The 25,943-nt window shown below is 70.5% G+C and carries 26 protein-coding genes and 2 tRNA genes; 10 read left to right on the forward strand and 18 right to left on the reverse strand.

Annotated features, from left to right (window positions below; genetic code table 11):
- Positions 1–4 precede the first annotated feature (4 nt).
- Positions 5–214: a KGG domain-containing protein gene (locus tag BR39_RS0122435; RefSeq protein ID WP_012285637.1), complete on the reverse strand. Its 210-nt coding sequence runs from the start codon at positions 212–214 to the stop codon at positions 5–7.
- Between the two features lie 9 nt (positions 215–223).
- Positions 224–391, reverse strand: coding sequence for a hypothetical protein (locus BR39_RS26845; RefSeq protein ID WP_197026748.1), 168 nt, complete (start codon positions 389–391; stop codon positions 224–226).
- A 187-nt stretch (positions 392–578) separates the two neighbouring features.
- On the opposite strand from BR39_RS26845, the gene BR39_RS0122445 reads away from it, so the two are divergent.
- Positions 579–1,178 (forward strand): DUF1345 domain-containing protein, encoded by a 600-nt coding sequence (locus BR39_RS0122445; protein ID WP_231499535.1) that lies wholly within the window; start codon positions 579–581, stop codon positions 1,176–1,178.
- Here BR39_RS0122445 and BR39_RS0122450 read toward each other — a convergent pair.
- The 3 genes from BR39_RS0122450 to BR39_RS0122460 form a co-directional block, all read right to left on the reverse strand.
- Entirely contained in the window at positions 1,175–2,011 is an 837-nt protein-coding gene (locus BR39_RS0122450) for a hypothetical protein (RefSeq protein ID WP_029916377.1), read from the reverse strand. The two genes, BR39_RS0122445 and BR39_RS0122450, sit on opposite strands and share 4 nt — an antisense overlap.
- 94 nt (positions 2,012–2,105) lie before the next feature.
- Positions 2,106–3,623, reverse strand: coding sequence for an ATP-binding protein (locus BR39_RS0122455; protein WP_029916378.1), 1,518 nt, complete (start codon positions 3,621–3,623; stop codon positions 2,106–2,108).
- Complete coding sequence (locus BR39_RS0122460; protein WP_051696033.1) at positions 3,620–4,402, reverse strand: response regulator; 783 nt, start codon at positions 4,400–4,402, stop codon at positions 3,620–3,622. The genes BR39_RS0122455 and BR39_RS0122460 overlap by 4 nt, the downstream gene beginning before the upstream one ends.
- A 104-nt stretch (positions 4,403–4,506) precedes the next feature.
- Between BR39_RS0122460 and BR39_RS0122465 the strand changes: the two genes are divergently transcribed.
- Complete coding sequence (locus tag BR39_RS0122465) at positions 4,507–4,941, forward strand: EF-hand domain-containing protein (protein ID WP_029916381.1); 435 nt, start codon at positions 4,507–4,509, stop codon at positions 4,939–4,941.
- Positions 4,942–4,953: 12 nt separating this feature from the next.
- Here BR39_RS0122465 and BR39_RS0122470 read toward each other — a convergent pair whose 3' ends face one another.
- Together BR39_RS0122470 and BR39_RS0122475 are read right to left on the reverse strand one after the other, a co-directional pair.
- On the reverse strand, positions 4,954–5,667 hold the full coding sequence (locus tag BR39_RS0122470) for an MBL fold metallo-hydrolase (protein WP_029916382.1): 714 nt from the start codon (positions 5,665–5,667) through the stop codon (positions 4,954–4,956).
- 104 nt (positions 5,668–5,771) lie between these two features.
- On the reverse strand, positions 5,772–7,355 hold the full coding sequence (locus tag BR39_RS0122475; protein WP_029916384.1) for an amino acid permease: 1,584 nt from the start codon (positions 7,353–7,355) through the stop codon (positions 5,772–5,774).
- A 273-nt stretch (positions 7,356–7,628) separates the two neighbouring features.
- On the opposite strand from BR39_RS0122475, the gene hrpB reads away from it, so the two are divergent.
- Both hrpB and BR39_RS0122485 read left to right on the forward strand, forming a co-directional pair.
- Positions 7,629–10,070 (forward strand): ATP-dependent helicase HrpB, encoded by a 2,442-nt coding sequence (gene hrpB, locus BR39_RS0122480; protein ID WP_029916386.1) that lies wholly within the window; start codon positions 7,629–7,631, stop codon positions 10,068–10,070.
- A gap of 84 nt (positions 10,071–10,154) precedes the next feature.
- Positions 10,155–10,628 carry a hypothetical protein gene (locus BR39_RS0122485; RefSeq protein WP_029916388.1) on the forward strand — a complete coding sequence of 158 codons (474 nt, stop codon included), beginning with the start codon at positions 10,155–10,157 and terminating at the stop codon, positions 10,626–10,628.
- Positions 10,629–10,679: 51 nt separating this feature from the next.
- On the opposite strand, the gene BR39_RS0122490 is transcribed toward BR39_RS0122485, so the two are convergent.
- The 5 genes from BR39_RS0122490 to BR39_RS0122510 all read right to left on the reverse strand — a co-directional run bounded on the left by BR39_RS0122490 (position 10,680) and on the right by BR39_RS0122510 (position 15,962).
- Entirely contained in the window at positions 10,680–12,491 is a 1,812-nt protein-coding gene (locus BR39_RS0122490; protein WP_029916389.1) for an aminopeptidase P family protein, read from the reverse strand.
- A gap of 43 nt (positions 12,492–12,534) precedes the next feature.
- A complete protein-coding gene (locus BR39_RS0122495; RefSeq protein WP_029916392.1) occupies positions 12,535–12,975 on the reverse strand; it encodes a hypothetical protein in 441 nt (146 codons plus the stop codon).
- Positions 12,976–13,047: 72 nt separating this feature from the next.
- Entirely contained in the window at positions 13,048–13,914 is an 867-nt protein-coding gene (locus tag BR39_RS0122500; protein ID WP_029916393.1) for a 50S ribosomal protein L11 methyltransferase, read from the reverse strand.
- A 17-nt stretch (positions 13,915–13,931) separates the two neighbouring features.
- Complete coding sequence (locus BR39_RS0122505; RefSeq protein WP_029916395.1) at positions 13,932–15,386, reverse strand: O-antigen ligase; 1,455 nt, start codon at positions 15,384–15,386, stop codon at positions 13,932–13,934.
- Positions 15,387–15,467: 81 nt separating this feature from the next.
- On the reverse strand, positions 15,468–15,962 hold the full coding sequence (locus tag BR39_RS0122510; protein ID WP_029916397.1) for a hypothetical protein: 495 nt from the start codon (positions 15,960–15,962) through the stop codon (positions 15,468–15,470).
- A 107-nt stretch (positions 15,963–16,069) separates the two neighbouring features.
- On the opposite strand from BR39_RS0122510, the gene BR39_RS0122515 reads away from it, so the two are divergent.
- A complete protein-coding gene (locus BR39_RS0122515) occupies positions 16,070–17,236 on the forward strand; it encodes a low temperature requirement protein A (RefSeq protein WP_029916399.1) in 1,167 nt (388 codons plus the stop codon).
- Here the strand turns inward: BR39_RS0122515 and pip are convergent.
- The gene (pip, locus tag BR39_RS0122520; RefSeq protein WP_029916401.1) at positions 17,233–18,222 is read right to left on the reverse strand and encodes a prolyl aminopeptidase; all 990 of its coding nucleotides are present in this window, start codon (positions 18,220–18,222) and stop codon (positions 17,233–17,235) included. The genes BR39_RS0122515 and pip overlap by 4 nt on opposite strands.
- Before the next feature lie 97 nt (positions 18,223–18,319).
- Here pip and BR39_RS0122525 point away from each other — a divergent pair, with 97 nt between their 5' ends.
- A complete protein-coding gene (locus BR39_RS0122525; RefSeq protein ID WP_035018873.1) occupies positions 18,320–18,598 on the forward strand; it encodes a hypothetical protein in 279 nt (92 codons plus the stop codon).
- A gap of 89 nt (positions 18,599–18,687) precedes the next feature.
- Here BR39_RS0122525 and BR39_RS0122530 read toward each other — a convergent pair whose 3' ends face one another.
- Entirely contained in the window at positions 18,688–19,671 is a 984-nt protein-coding gene (locus BR39_RS0122530) for an alpha/beta fold hydrolase (RefSeq protein WP_029916405.1), read from the reverse strand.
- Positions 19,672–19,790: 119 nt separating this feature from the next.
- On the opposite strand from BR39_RS0122530, the gene BR39_RS0122535 reads away from it, so the two are divergent.
- The gene (locus BR39_RS0122535) at positions 19,791–21,008 is read left to right on the forward strand and encodes a multidrug effflux MFS transporter (RefSeq protein ID WP_029916407.1); all 1,218 of its coding nucleotides are present in this window, start codon (positions 19,791–19,793) and stop codon (positions 21,006–21,008) included.
- Here BR39_RS0122535 and BR39_RS0122540 read toward each other — a convergent pair.
- The 4 genes from BR39_RS0122540 to rlmB all read right to left on the reverse strand — a co-directional run bounded on the left by BR39_RS0122540 (position 21,005) and on the right by rlmB (position 24,942).
- On the reverse strand, positions 21,005–21,397 hold the full coding sequence (locus BR39_RS0122540; RefSeq protein WP_029916408.1) for a DUF423 domain-containing protein: 393 nt from the start codon (positions 21,395–21,397) through the stop codon (positions 21,005–21,007). The two genes, BR39_RS0122535 and BR39_RS0122540, sit on opposite strands and share 4 nt — an antisense overlap.
- On the reverse strand, positions 21,397–22,149 hold the full coding sequence (locus tag BR39_RS0122545; RefSeq protein WP_029916410.1) for a TerC family protein: 753 nt from the start codon (positions 22,147–22,149) through the stop codon (positions 21,397–21,399). The genes BR39_RS0122540 and BR39_RS0122545 overlap by 1 nt, the downstream gene beginning before the upstream one ends.
- 42 nt (positions 22,150–22,191) lie before the next feature.
- The gene (locus tag BR39_RS0122550) at positions 22,192–23,997 is read right to left on the reverse strand and encodes a hypothetical protein (RefSeq protein WP_231499536.1); all 1,806 of its coding nucleotides are present in this window, start codon (positions 23,995–23,997) and stop codon (positions 22,192–22,194) included.
- 108 nt (positions 23,998–24,105) lie between these two features.
- Positions 24,106–24,942, reverse strand: coding sequence for a 23S rRNA (guanosine(2251)-2'-O)-methyltransferase RlmB (gene rlmB, locus BR39_RS0122555; RefSeq protein WP_029916414.1), 837 nt, complete (start codon positions 24,940–24,942; stop codon positions 24,106–24,108).
- Between the two features lie 172 nt (positions 24,943–25,114).
- On the opposite strand from rlmB, the gene BR39_RS0122560 reads away from it, so the two are divergent.
- The 3 genes from BR39_RS0122560 to BR39_RS0122570 form a co-directional block, all read left to right on the forward strand.
- Positions 25,115–25,200: transfer RNA gene (locus tag BR39_RS0122560), tRNA-Tyr, on the forward strand.
- Between the two features lie 76 nt (positions 25,201–25,276).
- Positions 25,277–25,350 (forward strand) — tRNA-Gly (locus BR39_RS0122565).
- A gap of 52 nt (positions 25,351–25,402) precedes the next feature.
- A partial coding sequence (locus BR39_RS0122570) for a GTP-binding protein (RefSeq protein ID WP_029916415.1) occupies positions 25,403–25,943 on the forward strand: 541 nt, incomplete at its 3' end.

Consider the following 25,943-nt stretch of genomic DNA (forward strand, 5'->3'; position numbering starts at 1 on the left):
CATGTCAGGCGTCGCGCCCGGACAGGCGCCCGCCGCCACGCGACGAGGAGCCGCCCTTGCGGCCCGCATTGGCCGCGAGGTCGCGGTCCTTGGCGAAGCTGCGCTTTTCACTGGGAACACTGGCCCCCCCTTTGCGCGCGATCTCGCGACGACGTTCGGGGTCCATGGCGGCGAAGCCTCGGCGGCCGCGGGGCCGTTCGGTGTCGAGGTCCATAGGTTGCTCCTAATCGGGACTGGTCACGGGGGGGAACGGCGCGGGCGGGGCGTCATAGGGCCGGTCGTCGCCTGGCTGGACGGGCGGCTCGTTCATCGGCACTTCATCGGGCTGGGAGCCCGGGTCGTACTCGGGTCGCGAGGGCTCGATCGGCGGCGGGGCGTCGGGGTCGGTCATGGCGTCCTTCAGCGTGTTCCAGTGAAGTAACCGGTGAAGTCGCGTTCGGTTCACCCAACAGGCGAGACAAAATTGCAGAGTTTCGCGTTAGGCCTGCGACGGAGAGGCAAAAAGCATGACGAAAGCCCGGGCGAAAAAACCTGAAAGCGCAGCAATATCGCGCCATTGGCGGCTATTAGCGGCCGCCGTGGCCGGCGTTTTCGGCTGGCTCGGCGCGCGTCACCTAAATGCTCCGGTCAGCACGCATTTGCTGATCGGCTGGGATGTCTGCGCGCTGGTCTACGTCACGACCACCTGGCACCTTTTCCTGACCGCCGACGAGGCCGAGGTGCGCCGGCGGGCCGCCGCCGAGGATGAAAAGCCATCGCAAATTTTACTGCTGGTGCTCATGGCGATCCTGTCCAGCCTAGTCGCGGTGGTGGCGGCGATGCTGCACGCCAAGTCGGCGGGGCCGGACATCAAGGCGATCACCGCCGTCTGCGCCGGGGTCACCCTGGTGCTGTCCTGGGTGGTTCTGCATTCGGTGTTCACGCTGCACTACGCCCATCGCCACTTCGGCGACGGAACGGGCAAGCCTGGCATCCTGTTCCCCGGCGAGCCCGCCCGGACCTATCTCGACTTCGTCTATCTGGCCTTCAGCATCGGGGCGACGTTCCAGGTGTCGGACAACAACATCCTGACCAACAAGCTGCGCAACCTGGTCACCGCCCAGGCGGTCTGCTCGTATTTCTACAACACCGCCGTCCTGGCCCTGGGGATCAACATCATCGCCGGGCTGGTCAGCTAGCGGCGCGGCTTGCCCTCGGGGCGCGGGCCTTCGAGCCGGGCCTGGACCGGGGTCCGGGGCAGGTCGGCCAGACGCAGTCGACCGTCGCCGTCGGTGTCGAGCAGGGCGAAGCGGGCCTTGGCCGCCTTGGTGGCCTCGGCGCGTGTGATGCGGCGATCGAAGTCGCCGTCCGACGCCATGACCGGCTCGGGCTCGGCCAGCAGGCTGTAGGGCGTCGCGCCCTGGAGCATGCCGCCCATCATCCCGCCGCCGCCGCCGCGACGACGGCCGCCGCCCGACGGTCCGTCGTCCTGGCCGGCGAACCCGAGGCCGCCCGGGAACCCGCCGCCACCGCCGGAGGGAGGTCCGCCGCGACCGCCACGACGTCCGCCGCCGGACCGGCCGCCTTGAGCGCCGCGACCGCCGCCTTCGCCCTGGAACCCCTGCAGGATCTCGGGCGCGACCTTGGTTTCGTAGATCGAGACCTCGAAGCCGTCGATGACGCCGTTGTGGTCGTTGTCGATCTTGTCGAAGAACCGCAGGGCGTCGGCGACGAACTCGTCGCGCATCAGGGCTCCGTCGTGGTTGGCGTCGGCGCCCGCGAACCAGGCGGCGACGGGGTAGGGGGCGCCGGGCTCGGCGCGGAACGGCTCGCCGGCCGGGCTGATGAACACCTGCGGGCGGGCTCGGCGCGGCGGCCCGCCCGGTTCGCCCTCTTCGGGCGGGCGCGGACGCGGCGCCTTGCCCCAGTCGCCGCGTGGGCCGTCCTGCGGCGGACCGGAGGCGCAGGCCCCCAGGCACAGGGCGGCGAACATCAGGATGCAGGTGGCGCGGAGGCCCGTGAAGGTTTGCATGGCTTGATCAACGCCGCCGGGATGTCCTGCGTATGGCGCAGCTTTTGCGGTCTCGAAACAAACCCGGGGCTTCCTTGTCGGCTGCGTATCCAGCCTAGAACGGCAGCTCGACGCGGGCGCGCAAACCGCCTTCGGGGCGGTTGTGCAGGGTGACGTCGCCGCCGTGGGCGCGGGCCACCGAGCGGACGACGGCCAGGCCCAGCCCGATCCCGCCGGTCTCGCGGTTGCGCGAGGGCTCGCTGCGGAAGAACGGCTCGAACACGCGGTCCAGCTCGGCCGGTGCGATGCCGGGGCCGTTGTCGTCGATCTCGACCACCGCCAGGCGGCCCTCGGCGCGGACCCGGCCCTGCACGGCGCCGCCGTACTTCAGACCGTTCTCGACCAGATTGGTCAGCAGGCGGCGAAGCGCGACGGGATCGCCGTCGATGATGATCTTCTCGCCCAGCTCCACCGACGCCCGGCCGCCGGTCTCGGCGGCCTCGTCGATGATGCTCTCCAGCAGCGAGGCCAGTTCCAGCTTGGTGCGCTCGGCCGGGCGGGTGGTGTCGCGCACGAAGGCCATTGTGGCGGCGATCATCGCCTCCATCTGGTCGATGTCGGAGGCCAGCTTGGCCCGGACGTCGTCCGGCACCGCCTCGATGCGGAAGCGCAGGCGGGTCAGGGGCGTGCGCAGGTCGTGCGCCACCGCGCCGATCATCGCCGTGCGGTCCTCGACATAGCGGCGCAGGCGCTCCTGCATCATGTTGAAGGCGTTGGCGGCGGCGATCACCTCCGCCGAGCCCTTCAGGGCCAGGGGCGCGGCACGGGGGTCGCGGCCCAGGCGTTCGGCGGCGCCGGCGAAGGCGCTGATCGGACCCGACAGCCGGCGGGCGAACAGCCAGGCCAAGGGCGAGACGCACAGCACCGACAGGGCCAGGATCAGCAGGATCCGCTGCTGCCAGCTGTCGAAGCGGATGGCGGGCTTGGGCTCCACGACCGTCCAGCGGCCGTCGTCCTGGTGGATCGCCACCTTGAAGTCGCCGACGATGAACGGCTCATCGCGAGGGCCGTCGAACTGGAAGATCCGTGGCGGTCCGGCGGGCCCTTCCGGCGGGCCTCCGGGACCGCCGGGGCCGCCGGGGCGTCCGAAGCCGCCGGCCCCCTCGGGGCCTCCTCGTGGTCCGCCGGGGCCGCCCGGACCGCCGGGGCCTTCCGGCGGACGGTGGCGGACATCCCGCGGGAGTTCCTGGACGAAGGTGCGTTTCTGCGCGCGGACGAAGAAGCGGGGGCCGGTGTCGATGTCCATCTCGATCCGGGCCGGATCGACGCCGACTTCGCGGGCGAGGGCGGTCTTGAACTCGGCGCGACGCCGGTTGTCGACCAGGCCCCGGATCGGGCCGACGTTGCGGCGGAGCACCAGGAGGCGCCCGTCGCGCGGCTGGACGGTCGCCGGCCCCTTCAGGGCGCGGGCGATCTCGCTCATCCGATAGATCTCGGGCGGCGGGGCGGGCAGGTTGAAGACCACGGCGATGGCGATCAGCTGCGCCGCCACCAGGGTCACGATGACCAGGCCCAGGGCCTGGACGAACAGCGGGGCGCTGCTCGGGCCCTTCACCCGCACGCGTTCGCTCATGGGGTGCGGGTCACCTTGGACGTGAACATGTAGCCTTCGCTGCGGATCGTGCGGATCAGCTCGCCGCCGCCGCCGTCGTCCAGCTTGCGGCGCAGACGGCTGATCTGGACGTCGATGGCCCGGTCGTAGGCGTCGCTCTCACGGCCTCGGGCCAGGTCCAGCAGCTGGTCGCGGGTCAGAACGCGCTGCGGCCGCTCGACGAAGGCGCGCAGCAGCGAGAACTCGCCGCTGGACAGGTTGACCACCACCGACTGCGGCGAGCGCAGTTCGCGGCGGACCAGGTCGAGGCGCCAGCCGGCGAATTCGCAGGCCGCGCCCATGCCGTCGTCGACCGTGCGCGGTTCCTGCCGGCGGCGCAGCACGGCGCGGATTCGGGCCAGCAGCTCGCGCGGATTGCACGGCTTGGGCAGGTAGTCGTCGGCGCCCAGTTCGAGGCCGACGATCCGGTCGGTCTCCTCGCCCATGGCCGACAGCATGATGATGGCGGGGCCGTCGGCGGCCGACAGACGGCGGCAGATGGCCAGGCCGTCCTCGCCGGGCAGCATGATGTCCAGGACGATCAGGTCGACCGGCCCGCGGGCCAGGGCCTGCTCCATGGTCCGGGAATCGGACGCGGTGTCGATGGTGTAGCCGTGCCGGCCCAGGAAATCGGCGACGACGTCGCGGATGCCCGGATCGTCGTCGACGATCAGGATGCGGGCGCCACGCGCGGGGTCGGTGTTCTGGCCGGACACGGGGGCGGCGGCGGAGGCCGTCGCGGGATCTTGCGAACTTTCCATGACTTGCTCTTTCCACGCCCCCGTCTCCTGCAGATTTCACGCCTGCAACAGGGACGCAACCCACGCATGCGACCAATCCCCGCAATTGTTGTTTGGAGACAAGCATGTCCCGCCTCCTGCCGACGGGTTTCGCCGTCCTCTTCCTGGTCTCCTCCGCCGGCCTGGCCCAGGCCCAGGGGCCGCGCGGCAATCAGGACGCCAACGGCGACGGGGTGATCAGCGCCCAGGAGTTCGAGGACGCGGCCCAGGCCCGGTTCCAGCGCATGGACGCCAACCAGGACGGCGTGATCGACGCGACCGAACTGGCCGCGATCCAGAAGCGGATGGAAGAGTTCCGCGCCCAGCGGCCCGACGCGGGGCCGCGGCCCGGCGGTGGAGGCGGCGGCGATTGGAGCGCGATGGACGCCGACCACGACGGCAAGGTGACGCTGGCCGAGGCCCTGGCCGCCAGTAAGGCCCGCTTCGCCGCCCTCGACACCGACAAGGACGGCAAGCTCAGCGAGGCCGAGCGGCCGATGCGGCGCGGCCCGCCCAACTAGGGCTGAGCCGGCCTAGCCCGGCGAGCGGTTCACCGGGGCTTCGTAGTCCTTGCCCTGGACGTTCATCGCCTCGATCGCCAGGTCGCTGACGAACGGGTTGGACCGGCGCTCGGCCCCGAAGGTCGACATCGGGCCGTGGCCCGGCACGAACTGGACGTCGTCGCCCAGCGGCCACAGCTTGCCGGTGATAGCGTCCAGCAGGTCCTGGTGATTGCCGCGCGGGAAGTCGGTGCGGCCGATCGAACCTTTGAACAGCACGTCCCCCACCTGGGCGAAGCGCGCCTGGCGGTGGAAGAAGATCACGTGGCCGGGGGTGTGGCCCGGGCAGTGCAGCACCTCGAACTGGGTCTCGCCGAGGGTGACCACGTCGCCGTCGTCCAGCCAGCGGTCGGTGACGAAGATCCGGGCCTCCGGGATCCCATACATCTCGCCGCTCTCCTGGATGCGGTCGATCCAGAACTGGTCGTCCTTGTGCGGCCCCTCGATCGGGACGCCGGTCAGGCGCTTCAGCTCGGCCGCGCCGCCGGCGTGATCCATGTGGCCGTGGGTGATCCAGATCTTCTCCAGGGTCAGGCCCTGGTCCTCGATCGCCTTCATCAGGCGCGGGATCTCGCCGCCCGGGTCGATCACCGCGGCCTTCTTCGTCTTGGCGCACCAGACGATCGTGCAGTTCTGCTGCAGCGGCGTGACCGGCGCGATGACGGCGCGGATGGGCATGTCGGTCATGCGGCCAAATCCTTCGAGGAAGCTCCGAAACGAAAACGGGCGGGGACCCGAGGATCCCCGCCCGTCCGAACTAAGCGTTATGAACGCCTGTTCAAGTCCTAATCTCAGTCCTGACCGGGAACGCCGGTGGGCGGAGCGTCGGCGTCCAGTTCGTGGATCTCGTCGGTGATGCCGCGACCCACGTGGCTCTTGCGGTAGCCGTAGGCGAAGTAGATCACCAGGCCCAGACCGCCCCAGATCGGCAGGACGGCCATCGCCTCGAGCGGCAGGTTGAAGTAGAGGCCCGCGCAGCCGACCATCGCCAGGGGCGCGATGATCCAGACCGCCGGCGTCTTGAACGGACGCGGACGGTTCGGATCCTTCACCCGCAGCACCATCACCGCGATCGCCACCATGAAGAAGGCGAACAGGGTGCCGGAGTTGGAGATGTCGGCCAGCTGGCCCACCGGGAAGAAGGCGGCGGCGATCGCGACGCAGACGCCGGTGAAGATCGTCACGACGTGCGGCGTCTTCCACTTCGGGTGGATGGTGGCCCAGCTCTGCGGCAGCAGGCCGTCGCGGGCCATCACGAAGAAGATGCGGGTCTGGCCGTAGATCATCATCAGGATGACCGAGGGCAGGGCCAGGTTGGCGGCCAGGCCCAGCAGGTTGCCGACGACGGGCCAGTTGATCTCGCGCAGGACGTGGGCGAGGGCTTCGTTCGAGCAGACCAGGCGGTCGGCGTTGGCGGCGGTGGCGCAGGCGGCCTGGAAGGCGGCCGAACCCGGCTGGACGACCGAACCGTCCAGGGCCAGCACCGGCTGGGCGCCGATGGCGCCGATCGCGCCCGCGGCGACCAGCAGGTAGAAGACGGTGCAGATGCCCAGGCTGCCGATCAGGCCGATCGGCACGTTGCGCTGCGGGTTCTTTGTCTCTTCGGCGGCGGTCGAGACCGCGTCGAAGCCGACATAGGCGAAGAAGATCGAGGCGGCGGCGCCGACAACGCCCATGCCCGTCGTCCCATGCGGGCCGAACCAGCCGTTGGGGGTGAAGGGCGAGAAGTTGCCGGTCTTGAGCACGGGGATGGTCAGGATCACGAAGGCCGTCAGGGCCGTCACCTTGATCACCACCAGGATGGCGTTGACGCGGGCGCTTTCGGTCGTGCCGCGCACCAGCAGGGCCGTCACGGTCAGGGCCACCAGGATGGCCGGGATGTTGACGATGCCCTTGCTGAAGTCGGCGGTCGGCACGAAGCCGTTCATCGACCAGGCGGGTCCGGATCGCAGCAGATCGGGCCAGTGGAAGTGCAGGGCGTTCTCGATCAATCCGAGGAAGTAGCCCGACCAGCCGACCGACACGGCCGAAGCGGCCACGGCGTATTCCAGGATCAGGGCCCAGCCGACCATCCAGGCCAGCAGTTCGCCCATCACGGCGTAGGTGTAGGTGTAGGCCGACCCCGACACCGGCACCATGGAAGCCAGTTCCGAATAGCAGAGCGCGGCGATGGCGCAGACCGCCCCCGCGATCACGAAGCTCCACATCATGCCCGGGCCGGCCTTTTGGGCGGCGGCCGCGGTCAGAACGAAGATGCCGGTGCCGATGATGGCGCCCACGCCGAGCAGGGTGAGCTGAATGGGACCGAGCGAGCGATGCAGCGACTTCTTCTCGGCCGTTGCTAGAATCGCGTCCAGCGACTTAACGCGCCACATATTTCCTCCAGAGACCCGCGGCCACCCCCGGGGGCCGCGTAGATAAATTTTGCGGACCCTGGCCCGGTTAACGGGACGCGGTCAAGGTAAAGCGGAGGGCGTCCGTAAATGTTCGCCCCGCTGCGCGCAATACGGGCCATGACCTGCCGGGCCGTTGTTGCGACGCAGCACGCTTCCTAACCGTTGCTGCCTCAGGGTTGGGCGCTGGCGAGGAGACCGGTGTTCGATGGCCCGCGCTTGGCGATTTTCTTCCGCGCCCTTAAACCACGCCGCGTGACCCTTCCCATCCATGACGCCCTGCCGGCCTTGAGATCCGCGCTCGCCGCGCGCGAGGCCGCCGTGCTGGTCGCGCCGCCGGGCGCGGGCAAGACCACGGTCGTGCCCCTGGCGCTGCTGGACGAGTCGTGGGTCGCGGGCGGCAAGATCGTCATGCTGGAGCCGCGTCGCCTGGCCGCCCGGGCCGCGGCCTCGCGCATGGCCCAGAGCCTGGGCGAAGGCGTCGGCGAAACCGTGGGCTTTCGGGTCCGCCTGCAGTCGAAGGTGTCGGCCAGGACCCGGGTCGAGGTGGTGACCGAGGGCGTGTTCACCCGGATGATTCTGGACGATCCCGGCCTGGACGGCGTGGCGGCGGTGATCTTCGACGAGTTCCACGAGCGCAGCCTGGACGCCGACCTGGGCCTGGCCCTGGCGCGCGACGCGCAAGGCCTGGTGCGCGAGGACCTGAAGATCGTGGTGATGTCGGCCACCCTGGACGGGGCGCGGATATCGACCCTGCTGGACGAGGCCCCGGTGGTCGAGAGCCAGGGGCGGATGTTTCCGATCGACACCCGCTACCTCGGCCGCGACGAACGCCAGCGGTTGGAGGAGCGCGTCGTCCGCGCGATCGAACGGGCTCTGGCCGAGGAGACCGGCAGCCTGCTGGTGTTCCTACCGGGGCAGGGCGAGATCCGCCGGACCGAGACCCTGCTGCGCGAGCGGCTTCGGCGGCCGGAGGTCGACGTCGCGCCGCTCTACGGCGCGCTCGAGCCCGCCGAGCAGGACCGCGCCGTCGCCCCGGCCCAGCCGGGGCGTCGCAAGGTGGTGCTGGCCACCTCGATCGCCGAGACCAGCCTGACCATCGAGGGCGTGCGGGTGGTGATCGATTGCGGCCTGGCCCGCGTGCCGCGCTTCGACCCGTCCAGCGGCCTGACCCGGCTGGAGACCGTCCGCGTCAGCCGCGCCGCCGCCGACCAGCGCCGGGGCCGCGCCGGCCGCACCGAGCCGGGCGTCTGCTACCGCCTGTGGGACGAGCCGGAGACCCGGGCCCTGCCGGCCTTCGCCAGGCCGGAAATCCTGGAGGCCGACCTGTCGCGCCTGGCGCTGGACCTGGCCCGCTGGGGCGCGCGCGACGTGGGCGACCTGGCCTTCCTCGACAAGCCGCCGTCGGCCGCCTTCAGCGAGGCGCGGACCCTGCTCAATCGCCTGCAGGCCCTGGACGGGCAGGGCGGCCTCACCGCCCACGGCCGCGCCCTGGCCGACATGCCCCTGGCCCCGCGTCTGGCCCACATGGTGGTCCGCGCCGCGGCCTCGGGCCAGGCCGAACGTGGGGCCAAGGTCGCCGCCGTGCTCAGCGAGCAGGGCCTGGGCGGCCGCGACGTCGACCTGCGCCACCGGCTGGAAAGCTTCGACCGCGACCGCTCGCCGAGGGCCCGCGACGCCCGCATCCTGTCCGAGCGCTGGGCGCGGTCCGCCGGTCGTGCGTCGGGCGCTGCGCCGCTGGACGACGCCCTGATGCTGGCCGAGGCCTATCCCGAGCGGGTGGCCAAGGCGCGGGGCAAGCCGGGCGAGTATCAGCTGGCCGGCGGGCGCGGGGTCTATCTGGAGCCCACTGACGCCCTGGCCCGCGAGACCTGGCTGGCCGTGGGCGAACTGGGCGGCGGCGACGCCCGCGACCGCATCCTGCTGGCCGCGCCGCTGGACGAGGCGGCCCTGCGCGAGGCCTTCGCCGACCGGCTGGTGGCCGAGGACCGGTTGGAGCCGGACGCCAAGGGCAAGGTCCGCGCCCGCCGCCTGCTGCGCCTGGGCAAGCTGGTGGTCGAGGAGCGGCTGCTGGACAAGGTCGATCCAGGTCTGGTCGCCAAGGCGCTGCTGGACCAGGTCGCGCGCGAAGGGTTGTCTGCCGTGCCGCTGGGCGAGGGCGCCCAGGCCCTGCGGCGCCGGGCGGCCTTCCTGCGCGAGCGCGACGCCGAGACTTGGCCGGACCTGTCGGACGCGGCCCTGCTGGCGCGGCTGGACGAGTGGCTGGAGCCGCTGCTTGCCGGCCGCTCGGCCTTGAGCCAGCTCCTGGACGGCGCGCTGACCGACGCCATTCGAACGCTCATCCCCTGGGAGCTGCATCGCCGCCTCGACGCCGAGGCCCCGGCCCGGTTCACGGCTCCGACGGGGTCCAGCTTCGCTATCGACTACGCCGCCGACGGCGGGCCGCGCGTCGACGTGCGGGTGCAGGAGCTGTTCGGCCTGACCGCCCACCCGACGGTCGGCGGCGCGCCCCTGGTGCTGGCCCTGCTGTCGCCGGGCCACAAGCCGATCCAGATCACCAAGGACCTGCCCGGGTTCTGGAAGGGCTCGTGGCGCGAGGTGAAGACGGAGATGAAGGGCCGCTATCCGCGCCACGTCTGGCCGGACGACCCGGCGACGACGGCGCCGACGACCCGGGCCAAGCCTCGGGGTACGTAGGACGGCGAAAAAGCTTGTCCATGGCCGGCGAAGTTGCACCACTGCGCCCGCGGCAGAGTCGCCGCCTTTTTCGGGGGACTACCATTGCGTCGATTGATCACTTGCGCCGCCCTCTTGGGCGCGCTCGCCGTGCCGGGCATGGCCTCGGCCGGCGTCTATGCTGACGACATGTCCAAATGCCTCGTGCGCTCGACCACCGATGCCGACCAGGCTCAGCTGGTGGGTTGGCTGTTCGCGGCGATCAGCTCTCACCCGACGGTGAAGCCGATGACCAACCTGACCGACGCCCAGCGCGACGCCGCCGTCCAGAAGGCGGGCGCCTTGATGCAGCGCCTGATGCTGGTCGACTGCCGCAAGGAGACCGTCGATGCGCTGAAGTATGAGGGCACGGGCTCGATCGGCCAGGCGTTCGGCGTGCTCGGCCAGGCGGCCATGCGCGGCCTGATGAGCGACCCCAAGGTGGCCGAGGGCATGGCCGGGCTGGGCAAGTCCATCGACGAAAAGAAGTTCGAGGAGATGCTCAAGGAGGCGGGGATCAACTCGCCTTCCGCCAAATAGCGACAGGTGTCGACGACCCCGCTCCAGCGAAGGGCGGGGTCGTCGAAACGGTCAGAGCGGCGCGCAGACCGCTTCCAGCCAGGCGCGGACCTCGCCGTCGACCAGCGGTCCGATCTCGCGCACGACCCGCGCGTGATAGGCGTCGAACTGGGCGATCTCCTCGGGGCTCAGCAGGCTCTTGTCCACCAGGCGCCGGTCGATCGGGGCCAGGGTCAGGGCGTGGAAGCGGTGCATCGGACGGTCGCCCGTCCCGACGGCTTCCGCCGGCATCACCACTTCGAGGTTCTCGATGCGGATGCCGTATTCGCCGTCCTTGTAGTAGCCCGGCTCGTTCGAGACGATCATGCCCGGCTGCAGGGCGATGGTGTTGGGCGCCTTGCTGATCCGTTGCGGGCCCTCGTGGACGCCCAGATAGACGCCGACGCCGTGGCCGGTGCCGTGGTCGTAGTCCAGGCCGTGGCTCCACAGGGCCGCGCGGGCGAAGGCGTCGATGGCCGAGCCGGTAGTGCCGGCCGGGAAGCGCAGGCGGGCAATGGCCAGGTGGCCCTTCAGCACCAGGGTGTTGCGGGTGACCATCTCGGCCGTCGGCTCGCCGATGGCGACCGTGCGGGTGACGTCGGTGGTGCCGTCCAGGTACTGGCCGCCGCTGTCGACCAGCAGCAGCGAGCCCATGGCGGCGCGCTCGTTGCTGCGCTCGGTGGGGCGGTAGTGGGGCAGGGCGCCGTGGCCGTTGGCCGCGCCGATGGTGTCGAAGCTGAGGTCCTTGAGCACGCCGGTGGCCTCGCGGAAGGCCTCCAGCTTGGCCACGGCCTCCTTCTCGTCCGGCGGATTGACCTGACCCTCGGTGGCCAGCCAGTGCAGGAAGCGGGTCAGGGCCGCGCCGTCGCGCTTGTGGGCCTCGACGGTGCCGGCGATCTCGACGGCGTTCTTGCAGGCGCGGGGCAAGGTGCAGGGGTCCATGGCGCGGACCACCTCGGCGCCGGCGGCGGCCAGGGTGTCGAAGTACCAGGCCGAGGACTGGCCCGGATCGACGACGACCTTCTGGCCTGACAGTTCGGCCAGGGCCTCGTCCAGGGCCTCGGGCGTCTCGAGCGACACCTGGTTGCCCAGCCAGGCGGGCAGTTCGTCGGTGACCTTGGCGGGGTCCAGGAACAGCCGCGCCGTGCCGTCGGCGCGCAGCACGGCCTGGGACAGCGGCAGGGGCGAGCGGATGACGTCGCCGCCGCGGATATTGAACAGCCAGGCGATCGAAGCCGGGGCGGTGATCACCGCGGCCTGGGCCCCCAGGGCCGCGACGGCCGAGCCGACGCGGGCGCGCTTGGAGGCCGACTCCTCGCCCGCGTACTTCACGGGTTGAGGCACGACCGGAGCGGCGGGCTGGGCGGGACGCTGGGCGCCCCAGGCCTCGTCGATGGGGTTGATCGCCACGGCCTTGAGCGCGGCGCCGGCCTTGGCGGCGGCGGCCTTCAGGCCGTCCAGGGCCTGCGGGCTGTGCAGGCGGGCGTCGTAGCCGATCACCGCGCCCTTGGAGGCGGTCTCGAGATAGGCCGGCACGCCGCCCTCGACGAGGTCGCGGATCTCGAACACCCCTTGGTCGACCTGGTCGCGCACCTGCAGGGTGTAGCGGCCGTCGACGAACACGGCGGCGCGGTCCTTGAGGATCACCCCGGCCCCGGCCGAGCCGGTGAAGCCGCTGGCCCAGGCCAGGCGGTCGTTGGCGGCGGGGAGGTATTCGTTCTGATGCTCGTCCTCGTGCGGGACGAGGAAGCCGTCCAGGCCCTGCTTGGCCATGGCGGCGCGGATCAGGGGAACGTGGCGGGGGCCGAAGCCCGGATCGGTGGATTCATCGAAGGTCTGGCGCATGACCTTCGATGTAGTCCCACCCCGCTTCCCTGGAAAGAGGGGCTTAGTTCACCGGCTGAGGTTGGGCCGGCGCCGTCTGGATGTTCGGATCGGCCGAAGGGGCCAGGGTGTCGTCGCGCGACAGGGCGGCGCGGGCCGAGGCGTCCCGTGCGGACTGGGCGGCGTTGGCGGCCGTGGCCTCGGTCGAGCGGCGGGCGCTGTCGGCGGCGGCGCTGGCGTCGCGGGCGGCCTGCTGGGCGACGATCGTGGCCTGGGCGGCGCCGGTCTGGGCGGTTTCAGCGACGGCTGCGGCGCGGCCCTGTTCCTGGGCCTGGGCGATCTGGTCGTCGGTGGGCGTGCGTGCGCCCACGGTCAGCATGAAGGCGATGGCGACCACGGCGACGATGGCCACCGCCCCGGCCACGAACCATCCCGTCGCGCCGCCTTCGCGACGGACATGGACGACGCGCTCGGGCGGCGGGCCTTGGGGATCGACATAGGTCATGACGTTGCTCCTGGAGCGAGAGTGTCCCGCCGGGAGAAACGTGGAGGAGGCTGAGGGTGTTCCGCTTTCCGCCTACGGCCGCTGCAGCACCAGCGCCGCCCAGGCGTCGCGGTGGATGCGGTCCACAACCTTGAAGCCGCGCGAGAGGTAGGCGGCCTTGACCATCCGCTCCTGGGTGCGCAGCAGGCCCGACAGGATCACGGTGCCGCCGGGGACCAGGGCGTTCTTGATGTCCTGGGCCAGGCTGATCAGCGGGCGGGCCAGGATGTTGGCGAACACCAGGTCGTAGGGGGCGTTGTCGGCCACCAGGCGGTTGCTGAGGCCCGAGGCGTGGACGAACCGGGCGTTGGCGCGGTTGACCTTGGCGTTCTCACGCGAGATGCGCACGCTGGGCTTGTCGATGTCGGTGCCCACGGCGATCCGTGATCCAGTCCGCGCGGCGGCGATGGCCAAAAGGCCCGTGCCGGCGCCGACGTCGAGCACCTTGTTGAACTTCCGGGCCTTGAGCAGCTTGTCGTAGGCCAGCAGGCAGCCGACGGTGGTGCCGTGGTGGCCGGTGCCGAAGGCCGCGCCGGCCTCGATGCGCAGGTTGACCGCGCTGGCCGGCACCCGGCCGCGATCATGCATGCCGTAGACGAAGAACCGGCCGGCGCGCACCGGCGGCAGGCCCGACAGCGCCATGGCCAGCCAGTCGGCGTCGGCCAGTTGCTCGCGCACCACCTTCAGCGGATAGCCGGCCAGGACCGCGAGCAGGCCCGCGTCTTCCTCGTCGGTCGTCGGGAAGGCGTCGATGCGCCAGACGCCCTTGTCCTCGTCCTCTTCCAGGATCGAGTAGGTCGCGCCCTCGAGGCCGGGGTGGTTGTCGATGGCGTCGGCGGCGGCTTCGGCGTCGGCGCGCGCGCCGCGGGCGACGATCTGTTGGGGCGTGTAGTCGGTCATGCCGCTCCAGTAGACGCCTAAGCGCCGAAAGGCGAGACCGCGCGCTTGCCAAAAGTGGGCTGGAAGGGCTGACCGAAGGTCGCGGGACGTGGCGCAGGTCGCGCCGCGGCTTGGGCCACGACCGGCGCGCGGCCCGGTTCGGGCGTCCAGATCTCGAACACCGGCTCGGCGGGGGCCAGGGACCAGGTCAGCGGCGCCTCGGCGAAGATCGGGCGGCGTTGAGTCGTCTCGGCCGGCTTGGTCCACACCGGACCCAGCAACCGTGTCACCGCCGCGCAGGCCAGCGCCCAGGCGATGCCGTTGCGCTCCAGGATGAAGCTCTCGGAGAAGGTGGTCATCAGGAAGATGGCCAGGAACAGGGTGGCCCAGTACCCGTCCTGCACCCGGCGGAAGCGGACCAGCGAGACCAGCAGCGATCCGCCCAGCACCAGGGCGCACAGGCCCACCCCGATCCAGCCCAGCTGGGCCAGGATGTCGAGCCAGCCGTTGTGGGCGGTGGGCACCAGCCAGCCGGTCTCCTTGCGGATCCACTGGGCCGGATGGGATTCCAGGGTCCAGAACACCGCGTAGCCGTAGCCGGTCAGGGGGCGCTTGGCGGACTGGCGCAGCAGGGCGGCCCAGATGTCGGTGCGGCCGGTCAGGGTGGGGTCCTTGCCCAGGGCCTTGAACACCAGCTCGGGCGAGAGCCACATCACCAGGGCGATGGTCAGGACCACGGTGACGCCCAGCCAGACCACGACGATCGCCGTGGCGGGCCCGCGCCGCATGGCCGTAAGCAGCATCGAGCCGCCCAGGCCCATCAGCAGCACGACCAGCGAGGTCTTGGACTTGGTCATCACGATCAGCGCCGCGCACAGCAGGATCGTGACGACCATCTGCTTGCGACGGGGCGAACCGGCCAGGATGGCGGCCATCGCCGCCAGGGCGCCATAGACCATCATCGCGCCCATCTGGTTCTTCTCGTACCAGAGGCCGCGCCAGTCGCCGGCGTTGACGTCGTGGTGGACGCCCATCTTGGGGTAGGCCACCGCCGCCAGCCCGCCGCCGATGGCGAGGAACAGGAAGGTGGTGGCGATGATCTCGGCCATCCGCCTGCCGTCGAAGCTGGAGGCGAAATAGAGCCCGAACAGGGTGGTGAACGCCGCCGCCAGGGCACGGCGATTGGTGGTGCCCGGCTCCAAGGACCACGAGGCCGAGGCGAACACCCAGAAGATCAGCAGGCTCAGCATGACGGCCGGGAACCAGAACCGCATGACGCGCGGCGCGCGCCAGACGGCCAGGCCCAGGATCAGGGCGTAGACCGGCAGCCACATCAGCCGCAGCACGGGATTGTTCTCGCCGCCGGCCTGCAGGGGATCCAGCAGAGGGCCGATGAAGGCGTTGGACAGCATGAACAGCACGAAGCCGCAGGCCAGGGCTTCAAGCTTGCGCCAGAGGTCGGGCCGTTCGCCGTCGTGCACTGTGTCCGTCATCCCGATCCTCGCCTGTGGCGCGAAATGGAACACGCGCCCTGGGTTGGAGCGGTCGGCTGCAAGGGAGGGGCCGAGCTTGGCCTAGTTGGCGGCGGCCATGGTGATGGGCGCGGCGGCCTGGGGCGCGTCGGGCGCGTCAGGCGCGTCGATCGCCGGCGGCGGTTCGGGCGGGGAGGGGGCGTCCTCCGGCAGGCGGGTGTCCAGGATGTCGCCGCCGGTCGAAGGCCAGCGGCGCTCGCCGGCCTCGGCCAGACGAACGGGCTGGGCCTGGGGCGTCGGCTCGGTCCAGGCCGCCGGGACGTATTCCGGGACCTCGTAGGAGGCCACCACCACGGGCGTATCGGGCCGTTGGGGGCGCAGGAAGTCGGTGCCGACCACGTAGTCGGGGACCTTGCCGCTGGGCCAGGCGATCGGCTCGTCCTGGGACGCCGAGGGCTCGGACGCGAAGGCCATGTCGGACTCCGGCGCGGTCTGGGCGCCGACCTTCAGGGCCAGGCCGCCCGTCAGCCCGATCGCCAGGGCGACGGCGGCGCCGATCAGGGCGGTGCGATGGAGAAGGAGGTCCGAGGCGTCCATACCAACGGAAGCGCGCCGGAGCGCAAAACGTTCTATCCGCCGGCGCGGATGTCTCCACTTTCCGCCGCCACGCTCTAGGCTGGCGACTCGCCATGAAGGATTCCGCCATGCCAAGCCGACACATGCTCCGCGACCGGGCCGCCGGCGGCCACGCGCGGGTCACCTATGTCGAGCTGTTCTTCGACCTGGTCTTCGTGTTCGCGGTGACCCAGCTGTCGCACGGCCTGATGCAGCATGCGACCCTGCTGGGCGTGGTCGAGACGGGCCTGCTGCTGATGGCCGTCTGGTGGGCGTGGATCTTCACGGCCTGGGTCACCAACTGGCTGGACCCCGAACGGCCGCCGGTGCGGATCATGCTGTTCGCGGTGATGGTGGTGGGCATGGTCCTGACCATGTCGATCCCCAAGGCGTTCGGCGAGCGCGGCCTGATCTTCGCCCTGGCCTTCGTGGCCATCCAGCTGGGCCGCAGCCTGTTCACCGCCTGGGCGATGCGGGCCCATCCGTTCCAGAGCCGCAACTTCATCCGCATTTCGGCCTGGTTCGCGGCCTCCGGCGTGCTGTGGATCGCTGGCGGCCTGGCCGAGGGCGGCGTGCGCCTGGCGCTCTGGGGCGGGGCGATCGCCCTGGAATACGTCTCGCCGGCCATGGGGTTCTGGACGCCCGGCATGGGCCGGGCCCGCGCCGAGGAGTGGGACGTCGAGGGCGGGCACCTGGCCGAGCGCTGCGCCCTGTTCACGATCATCGCCCTGGGCGAGTCGATCCTGGTCATGGGCGCGACGACGGCGGGCCTGGCCTGGACGCCGACGGTGATCGCCGCCTTCCTGGCCTCGTTCGCCGGCAGCCTGGCCATGTGGTGGATCTATTTCGCGGACACCGCCGAGGCGGCCAGCGAGGCCATCAGCCACGCCAAGGACCCCGGCCGCCTGGCCCGCACGGCCTACACCTATATCCACCTGCTGCCGATCGCCGGGATCATCGTCACGGCTGTGGCCGACGAGTGGACCATCCACCACCCGACGGGTCACACCGATCCCAAGACCGCGGCCGCGCTGATCGGCGGGCCGTTCCTGTTTTTGCTGGGCGGGTTGCTGTTCAAGCGGGCGGTGTTCCGGGCCTGGGCGCCGGCCCAGGTCGTGGCCCTGCTGGCCTTGGCGGGCCTGGCGCCCGCCAGCCTGGTGGTCAGCCCGCTGATCCTGTCGATCGCCACGACGGGGGTCTTGCTGGGCCTGGCCGTCCGGGAGGGCCTGTCGCGTCGCGCCGAGGCCCGCGCCTAGACCGCCAGGGCCGCGTTGGTCGCCCGCACCAGCCCGTCGATGACCCCGGGCTCGGTCGAGGCGTGGCCGGCGTCCCAGACGATCTCGAACCGGGCTTCGGGCCAGGCCCGGTGCAGCGCCCAGGCGCTGTCCAGCGGGGTGACCACGTCGAAGCGGCCCTGGACGATCCAGGCCGGGATGTGGCGGATCTTGTGGATGTTCTGGAGGATCCAGCCGTCCTCGTCGAAGAACCCGCCGTTGGTGAAGAAGTGGCACTCGATCCGCGCGAAGGCGATCGCGAAGTCCTCTTCATTGAACTTGGGCGGACGCGCTTCGGGTCCGCGAAGCGAGATCGTGTCGCCCTCCCATTGGCTCCAGGCGCCGGCGGCCTCGGCCTGGACGCGACGGTCGGGATGGGTCAGGCGGCGGTGGTAGGCGGCCATCAGGTCGCCGCGCTCCTCGACCGGGATCGGGGCCAGGAACCGCTCCCAGGCGTCGGGGAACAGCATCGAGGCGCCGTCCTGGTAGAACCAGCGCAGCTCCTTCTGGGTCAGCAGGAAGATGCCGCGCAGCACCAGGGCCTCGACCCGGTCGGGGTGGGCGATGGCGTAGGCCAGGGCCAGGGTCGAGCCCCACGAGCCGCCGAACACGGTCCACTTCTCGACGCCCAGATGCACCCGCAGCCGCTCGATGTCGGCGATCAGGCTCCAGGTGGTGTTGTCTTCCAGGCTGGCGTTGGGGCGCGAGCGGCCGCAGCCCCGCTGGTCGAACAGGGCCATGCGCCATTTGTTGGGGTCGAAGAACCGCCGCATGGTGGGATTGACCGCGCCGCCGGGGCCGCCGTGCAGGATCACCGCCGGCTTGCCGCGCGGCGCGCCGCATTCCTCGTAGTAGATCTCGTGCGGACCGTCGGTGTTGAGCCAGCCGAAGGAGAAGGGCTCGATGTCGCGAAACAGGCCGCGGCGACCGGTGGCGGACATCGGGGAGGCGGAAGCATTACGATCCATGCGCCAACCCTAACCCCGTTTCGGGGCGCGAGGGAACGCCGCGACGCGAAGAAGGGCCTGTGTCCCTGCAGCCGTCATCTGCGTTATCCTGAGCGTGATGACCGACAAGCCGAATCCCGAAGACTTCAGCGACGACGAACTGCTGGCCATGCTCAGCCCGCGCCAGCTGGCCGACCTCGACCGCGCCATCGCCGGACTCATGGGGCCGGAGGGCCTGGACAAGGTCATCCCGCTGCAGGTGACGGCCCAGCTCTACACCCTGCGCGCCGCCGAGCGTGACCCGACCTCGGCCCTGGCCATGCTGCAGATGGCGGCCGCCATGCGCCGCCGGGCCGAGCTGCTGGCGGGCGAGAAGGCGCCCAAGCAGCTAGACTAGCAGTCGGGGACATGCCCTTGCGGCGTGTCCCCATGTTCAAGCGCTGCGCCTGCTGTCGGAGACACGCCGCAAGGGCAGTCCCCGCGTTTCTAGTTCGGGAACCGCCGACCCAGCCAGTCGATCAGGATGGCGTTCACCCGCTCGGGCGCTTCCTGCTGGGTCCAGTGGCCGCTGCCCTCGACCAGCACCTTCTCCAGGTCCGAGATCTGGTCGGCCATGCGGTCGGCCAGGGACGGCGGCAGCACCACGTCGTGCTCGGCCATGATCATCAGGCAGGGGACGCCGTCGATCCGCGCCGGCAGGTGCTCGGCCCGCTCCCAGTTGCGCACGAAGTTGCGGTACCAGTTGATCCCGCCCGTGAAGCCGGTGCGCTGAAAGGTCTCGACGAAGGTCGCCAGCTCCTCCGGCTCCAGCAGCTGGGCCGAGGTGTCGGCGACGTCGAAGCGGGCCAGGCCGTCCTGCAGGGCCAGCGAGCGTCCGCCCGTCTCGCCGCTGGTGAAGGCGGCCTGAACGCCGGTCGGCTTGCGCATGAAGTAGCGCATGGTCTTCTCGACGTCGGCCGCCAGCTGGGCGTCGGCCACGCCGGGCTTCTGGAAGTGGACGATGTACATGTCGTCGCCGAACGCGTTGCGGAAGGCGGTGATCGGGTCGACCGGCAGACGCGGCAGGAACGGGGTGTTGACGCCCACCACGCCGGCCACCCGGTCGGGATGCATCAGCGGCATCTGCCAGACGACGAGGCCGCCCCAGTCGTGGCCGCAGAACACGGCCTTCTCGACGCCGAGGTGGTCCAGCAGCCCGACGAGGTCGCCGGTCAGGTGGCCCATGTCGTAGTCCTCGACCGCCTCGGGGCGGTCGGTCAGCCCGTAGCCGCGCTGGTCGGGCACGATCACCCAGCGGCCGGCCGCGGCCAGGGCGGCGATCTGCCAGCGCCAGGAATAGGAGAACTCGGGGAAGCCGTGGCACAGCACGATCGGCACGCCCACGCGCGGCCCGGCCTCGTAATAGGCCATGCGGATCCCGTTGATCTGCGCGAACGCGGGCTCGGGCATCGGCGGCGCAAGACGGGTCATGGCGTTTCCCTGCTTATATTATTGCTGATCACCTTGCGGGAGGGCGTCGCATCGGGCAAGGCCGCGATTCGTACGGTCAAGGACTTACCCTTGCGGAAAACAAGCGTAAAAGCGCGGCCATGACCGACACCGCACAGCCCGCGCCCGCCGCCACGCCCTGGCGGCTCGTCCTGATGTTGGGCGCCCTCACGGCCTTCGCGCCGATGTCGATCGACATGTACCTGTCCAGCATGCCCGACATCGGCCGGACCCTGCACGCGGGGGCCGAGGACGTTCAGGCGACCCTGGCGGCGTTCTTCGCGGGCATGGCGATCGGCCAGTTCCTGTACGGCCCGGCCTCGGACCAGTTCGGCCGTCGCCTGCCGCTGCTGCTGGGCGTGGGCATCTTCATCGCCGCCTCGGTGGTCTGCGCCCTGGCGCCGTCGGTCCAGGTGCTGATCGCCGCCCGCTTCGTCCAGGCCCTGGGCGGCTGCGCGGGGCCGGTGATCGCCCGCGCGGTGGTGCGCGACAAGTTCAACCACGCCGACACGGCGCGGGTGCTGTCGATGATGACCCTGATCATGGGCCTGGCGCCGGTGCTGGCCCCGCAGCTGGGCGGCGCCGTGCAGTTCCTGGCCGGCTGGCGCGGGGTGTTCTGGACCCTGGCGGTGTTCGGCCTGCTGATCGGCCTGTGGGTGACCCTGAGCCTGGCGGAGTCGCGGTCGGAGGCCACGGCGGTCCAGGCGCGGTCGGAAAACCCGTTCCGGGCCTATTTCGCCCTGCTGCGCCAGAAGCGGCTGGTCGGCTACGGCCTGGCCGGGGCCCTGAACGGCGCGACCCTGTTCACCTACATCTCGACCGCGCCGGACCTGGTGATGGGGACCTACGGCCACCCGCCGCTGGTCTTCAACATCATCTTCGCCTTCAACGCCGTGGGCATCATCGGGGCCAGCCAGGTCAATCGCCTGCTGTTGCGGCGCTTCACGCCCGACCAGGTGCTGGTGCGGGCCAGCATCGCCTCGATCGTCGCCGCCCTGCTGCTGGCCGTCGCGGCCTACAGCGGCCTGGGCGGACAGTTCACGGTCCTGCCCCTGCTGTTCGCGGCCCTGTCCAGCTACGGCCTGATGGCCGGCAACACCATGGCCGGGGCGCTGAGCGTCGATCCCAGCCGGGCCGGCTCGACCTCGGCCCTGATGGGCGGGGTGTCGTTCGCGGCCGGGGCCCTGGCCTCGGGCGTCAGCGGGGTGCTGCACGACGGCACGCCCCGGCCCGTGGCGGCGGTGATGTTCGCCTGCCTGGCGGGATCGAGCCTGGCGATCTTCCTGCTGGCGGTCCCCAAGGACCGGCGCGCGGCCTAGGCCTCGCGGTCGACGATCGTTCCCGCCCGCCAGGCCAGCAGCAGCCAGCCGGCCAGGAAGCACAGGCCGCCGAACGGCGTGACCAGGCCCATGATCCGCGGCGCGCCGAACGCCAGGGCGTACAGCGAGCCCGAGAACAGCACGGTCCCGACCAGGAACAGGGCAGGGGCGGTCATGCCCGCCTTGCCGCCGGCCCTAGCCTCGCCGATCTGGCGCACGGCCAGCCAGCCGAACACCGCCAGGGCGTGGGTCATCTGATACAGCGCACCGGTGTGCAACAGCTCGACCGCCCGGGCGTCCTTGGCGCCGTGCGCGGCGAAGGCGCCGAAGGCGACGGCCAGGAAGCCGCTGAGCGCGGCCAGCCGGACGACCAGGGCGGGGCCGCGCATCACTTGTGCTTCTTGTGCGAGTTGTGCTCGGCCACCTCGTTCGGCGTGATCTCCACGAACGAGGGCATGGCGGCGTTGTAGGCCTGGGTCTTGTTCAGGTCGATGACCACGCTGCGGTGGCCTTCCCAGATCATGTGCGCGGCCACGTACAGCACGATGGCCAGGCCGATGAAGCCGATCCAGCGGTGCTTGTGCAGCAGCTTGGCGATGGCGTTGGCGGCCACGCCCATCAGGATGATCGACAGCAACAGGCCGAACACCAGGATGGCCGGGTGTTCGCGGGCCGCGCCGGCCACGGCCAGCACGTTGTCCAGCGACATCGAGACGTCGGCGATCAGCACCTGCAGGAAGGCCTGCTGGAAGCTCTTGGCCGGCTTGACGTTGACGGGTTCGGTGTTCGGGTCGTCGTCCAGGCAGGCCTGGGCGTTGGCCTGGTCGTGGGTGATCTGCTCGCGCAGCTCGCGCCACATCTTCCAGCAGACCCACAGCAGCAGGATGCCGCCGGCCAGCAGCAGGCCGATCACGCCCAGCAGCCAGGTGGTGATCAGGGCGAAGCTGATGCGCAGCACCACGGCCGCGCCCAGCCCGTAGAGGATGACCTTCTTGCGATCCTTGGCCGGCAGGCCGCCCGCCGCCAGGCCGACGGCCACCGCGTTGTCGCCCGCGAGGACGAGATCGATCATCAGGACGGAAAGGAAGGCCGCGAACGGACCGTTCAGTCCGCCCACCTGGGCGAGGAGCGCGTCAAACATGAGGCCTCAATGCGTCAGGCGGGCGGGTCTGGCAAGCGCCCCCTAGTGGGCGTGCTCAAGTTCCTTGTGAGGATCGTGGGCGTGATGCCCGTGGTCGTCGTGATGACCGGCGTGATCGTCATGGCGGTGGCCGTGGTCGTCATGGCCGTGACCATGATCGTCGTGGCCGTGGCCATGGTCGTCATGATGGTCGTGACCGCTGACCGCCAGGACCGGCGCGCCGGCCGTCGGGGCGACGTGGTGGTCGTCGTGGCCCTGACCGTGGCCATGGTCGTCGTGACCGTGGGCGTGGTCGTCGTGGCCATGGCCGTGATCGTCGTGATGATCGTGGCCGCTGACCGCCTGGGCGCTCACGTGATGGGCGTCGTGGGCGTGGTCGTCGTGCCCGTGCGCGTGATCGTCATGGCCGTGGGCATGATCATCGTGGCCATGGCCGTGGTCGTCGTGGCCATGGGCGTCATGGCCGTGATCGTCGTGGTGGCCGTGGTCGTCATGATGGTTGACCGCCGTGGCCACCGCCGCGCCGGCCAGGGCGCCGCCGGCGGCCGCGACCATCGGGTTGACGTAGTTGACGCTGGCCGAAGCGGGCGGGGCGTCGTGCTCCATCTCGTTGCGGCCGTAATCCGTCAGCGTGCGGAACTTGCGGCGACGCTCGGCCCGGGCCTTGGAGGCCGCGGCGTTGCGGGCGATCGCCACCAGGATCAGCAGGGCCAGCAGCACCAGGGCGCCGCCCAGCAGCGACTTGCCCGGCACCTTACCGACGCCCGGCAGGTCGACGGTCTCGTACTTGCCCAGGTTCGGCAGGCTGGGCATGGCGAACTTGAAGCCCTTGGTCTTCTCCTTCACCGCTTCCTGGATCGGCGCGACCTGCTTGGAGATCGAGCCCAGGGTGAAGCCCTGCGCCGGCTTGGCGCCGTTCAGCTCGACGCCGAAGTCGGTCTTCAGCGGGCCCTTGGCGGCGGCGGTCGGCTTGACCTGCCAGGCGAAGGTGGCCGGCTCGCCGGCCTTGATCTCGGCGGTCTGGCGACCGTTCGGGGTGATCTCGTAGCCCTGGCCCTGCAGGTCGGCGTAGGCGCTGGCCTTCTTGGCCGGCTTGCCCAGGCCCAGCTTGGCGGCTTCCTTCTTGATCAGGTCGCCCAGGGTGGCGGGGAGGGACAGGGTGACCTGGCCTTCCTTGCCTTGGCCCAGGCTCTCGGCCGTGGCCAGGGTCGCGCCCTTGGTGGCTTCCGGCGCGACGGCGGTCTGCAGCTTCTCCAGCTTGGTCAGCGGCTTCGCGGCGACTTGGGCCGGGGCGGGCTTGGCGGCGGGCGCGACAGCGGCCGCGGCGACGACCGGGGCCTTGGCCGGGGCGACGGCGGGCTTGGCCGCGACGACCGGCTTCACCGGGGCCGGGGCGGGCGCGACGACGGCCGGCTTGGCCGGCGCCTTGGCGACGACGGCGGGCTTGGCGGCCGGAGCGGGCGCGGCGTGACCGCGGCGAGCCGGCGCGGAGACCGCGCGCGGCGCATAGCGGGTGGCCTTGGGATTGGCGATCGGCGCCATGGCGGTGACCAGGGTGCCGTCCGGACGGCGCCAGGTCTTCAGATTCGGGTTGGAGCTGACGACGGGCGCCGGCGCGGCCGGCTCGGGCGTCGCGGCGGGCGCGGGCCCGCCCAGCAGGCCGTCGGCCGGGGTCGCTTCGGCGGCCGGCGGCGCGCCCATCAGCTCGGGCGTCTGAGCGGCGCCGGCGCCCGGTGCCGCCGAAGCGGGCGGAGCCTCGACGGGCTCGCGCGCGCCGCACCCGGCGATCACCAGAACGCTTACCGCGCAGCCGGCCAGAGCCGCCAAACGGACTTTGGTATGCAACATCGGGTCCCCCGATCCCATGTCTGAACAACTCCGCAAGCGGCGCTCGCGGTCTTCTCAAGCTTGAGAGAACCACGTCATCGCGACGAAATCAAAACGGTTAAGAGAGATTCACGAACCGATTTCATCCCTGGAGCGAAATTTCGACGCTTCGTATAGCGCCACCGCCGCCGCAGCCGACACATTCAGGCTTTCAAAGCCCCCAGGCATGGCAATTTTGCCCATCACGTCGCAGTGCTCGGCCACCAGCCGGCGCACGCCTTCGCCTTCCGATCCCAGCACGAGAACCGTGGGACGATCGTCCAGGACCTGGTCCAGGGTCTGCTCGGCCTCGCCCGCCAGGCCCACGGCCCGCCAGCCCAGGTCGGCCAGTTCCTCCAGCGCGCGGGAAAGATTGACCACGCGCGCGTAGGGGATCTTGTCGACGGCGCCGACGGCGGTCTTGGCCAGCACGCCGGTCAGGGCCGGGGCGTGGCGGTCCTGCAGGATCATGCCCTTGGCCCCGAAGGCGGCGGCGGAGCGGAAGATCGCGCCGATGTTCTGGGGATCGGTGATCTGGTCCAGCATCACCAGCAGCCCCTTGGCGGGCGTTCCCAGGTCGTGGACGCCCAGGGTTTCGGGTTCGTCGATCTTGAGCGCGATCCCCTGGTGCACGGCGCCGGCGGGCAGCTGACGGGCGATGTCGGCGCCTTCCATGATCTGCAGGAAGGGCGCACGGCTCAGATTCGGCGCGAGTCGCTTGGCGCGATCCGGGGTGGCCAGAAGGCGCTTCGGAGCGGGTCTGGCGGGGTTCGAAAGAGCCGCCTCGACGGCGTGAGTCCCCCAAATCCAGTCCTTGGCGTCGCCCTGGCCCTTGGAAAACTTGTTGTTTTCCCGAGGCTTGGAACGAAAATCACGTCCGGGCGAAGAAGGCTTTTTCCGGTCGTTGCGTTCGGAATGAGAGGACACTATAAGACGCGCTCCGATTTGGGGCCCTGAGGGTTTCCAAGAGCCAGGGCGGCGCTGCTTTAGCACCGTCTCACAGGTCTCGAGGAAGCTTTTGTTCCTTTTTCGTGACGGGCGGTCCGCCGCCGGTTTTCGAGGATGGAAAGGCCGCTTTGAAGGAACTCTGTCGCGCGCTGGGGGAATGTCCCGAGTGGCAAAGGGGGGGGACTGTAAATCCCCTGGCGTACGCCTTCGTAGGTTCGAGTCCTACTTCCCCCACCACGCGCGAAGAGAGCTCCCAAGAAGCCTGGACCCCAAAGAAGCCAGACCGGGAGCCGATCGCGACCCCGCTAGCTTGGCGGGTATAGCACAATGGTAGTGCAGCAGCCTTCCAAGCTGAGGATGCGGGTTCGATTCCCGCTACCCGCTCCAGCTCCCAACACCTATTTCCCAGAAACAAGCCGCCGGCGCGAAGGTAGAGACCATGGCCAAGGAAAAGTTCGAACGCACTAAGCCGCACTGCAACATCGGCACGATCGGTCACGTTGACCACGGCAAGACGACGCTGACGGCGGCGATCACCATCACGCTGGCCAAGTCGGGCGGCGCGACGGCCAAGAACTACGCCGACATTGATGCGGCGCCGGAAGAAAAGGCCCGCGGCATCACCATCAACACCGCGCACGTGGAATATGAGACGGCCAACCGTCACTACGCCCACGTCGACTGCCCCGGCCACGCCGACTACGTGAAGAACATGATCACGGGCGCGGCGCAGATGGACGGCGCGATCCTGGTGGTTTCGGCCGCCGACGGCCCGATGCCGCAGACCCGCGAGCACATCCTGCTGGCCCGTCAGGTCGGCGTGCCGGCCCTGGTCGTGTACATGAACAAGGTCGACCTGGTCGACGACGCCGAGCTGCTCGAGCTGGTCGAGATGGAAGTGCGCGAGCTGCTTTCGTCGTACGACTTCCCGGGCGACGACATCCCGATCACCAAGGGCTCGGCCAAGGTGGCGATCGACG

This window comes from Caulobacter sp. UNC358MFTsu5.1 (genome assembly GCF_000712075.1).
Classification (GTDB): domain Bacteria; phylum Pseudomonadota; class Alphaproteobacteria; order Caulobacterales; family Caulobacteraceae; genus Caulobacter.